Here is a 1,422-nt window from a genome sequence, read left to right on the forward strand (position 1 = left end):
CGATCAGGATCTCGCGTTTTCCGGCGTGGTTTGCGGGTCCGACGATGCCTTCGTTCTCCATGCGCTCCATGAGGGAGGCGGCGCGGTTGTAGCCGATCTGCAGGCGGCGCTGGATGTAGGAGGTCGAGGCCTTCTTGTCGCGCAGCACGATGGCCACCGCCTGGTCGTAGAGGTCTCCCCCCGGCGCGCCGAACGACGTGTTGTCGAAGACGGCGCCGTCGGCCTCCGGTGCCGCGCCCTCCTCGTCGGCCGTGACGGCGTCGAGATATTGCGGCCGCCCCTGCGCCTTGAGGTGCGCCACCACCTTCTCCACCTCCTCGTCCGACACGAACGGCCCGTGCACGCGCGTGATGCGCCCGCCGCCGGCCATGTACAGCATGTCGCCCTGGCCGAGCAGCTGCTCCGCCCCCTGCTCGCCGAGGATGGTGCGGCTGTCGATCTTGGACGTCACCTGGAAGGAGATGCGCGTCGGGAAGTTGGCCTTGATGGTGCCGGTGATGACATCGACCGACGGGCGCTGGGTGGCGAGCACGACGTGGATGCCGGCGGCGCGGGCCATCTGGGCGAGGCGCTGGATGGTGCCCTCGATCTCCTTGCCCGCCACCATCATCAGGTCGGCCATCTCGTCGACGATGACGACGATGTAGGGCAGCGGCGCGAGGTCCATGACCTCGTCCTCGTAGACCGCCTCGCCGGTCTCGCGGTCGAAGCCGGTCTGCACCGTGCGCGTGATGACCTCGCCCTTCGCCCTTGCCTCGGCGATGCGGGCGTTGAAGCCGTCGATGTTGCGCACGCCGAGCTTGGACATCTTCTTGTAGCGCTCCTCCATCTCGCGCACGGCCCACTTCAAGGCGACGACCGCCTTCTTGGGGTCGGTGACGACGGGGGTGAGGAGGTGCGGGATGCCGTCGTAGATGGACAGTTCCAGCATCTTCGGGTCGACCATGATGAGGCGGCACTCCTCGGGCCTGAGGCGGTAGAGGAGGGACAGGATCATGGTGTTGATGGCGACGGACTTGCCCGAGCCGGTGGTGCCGGCGACGAGCAGGTGCGGCATGCGGGCGAGTTCGGCGATGACGGGCTCGCCGCCGATGGTCTTGCCGAGGCACAGGGCAAGCTTGAGTCTCGTCTGCTCGAAGTCCTGGGAGGCGAGGAGCTCGCGCAGGTAGACGGTCTCGCGCCTGGCGTTGGGCAGTTCGATGCCGATGGCGTTGCGGCCGGGCACGACGGCGACGCGGGCCGAGACGGCGCTCATCGAGCGGGCGATGTCGTCGGCGAGCGAGATCACCCGCGAGGACTTGGTGCCGGGCGCCGGCTCCAGCTCGTAGAGCGTCACCACCGGGCCGGGATGCACGTTGATGATCTCGCCCTTGACCCCGAAATCCTCCAGCGTGCTCTCCAAAAGTGCCGCGTTCTGCTCGA

The 1,422-nt window shown here is 67.9% G+C and carries 1 protein-coding gene; it reads right to left on the reverse strand.

All coding sequences use genetic code 11. From position 1 onward, the window contains the following. Positions 1 to 1,422: DNA translocase FtsK (locus P2T65_RS21115; protein ID WP_276200692.1), on the reverse strand; the 1,422-nt coding region annotated here is incomplete at both ends.

Source organism: Chelatococcus sp. XZ-Ab1, assembly GCF_029309855.1.
Classification (GTDB): Bacteria; Pseudomonadota; Alphaproteobacteria; order Rhizobiales; family Beijerinckiaceae; genus Chelatococcus_A; species Chelatococcus_A sambhunathii.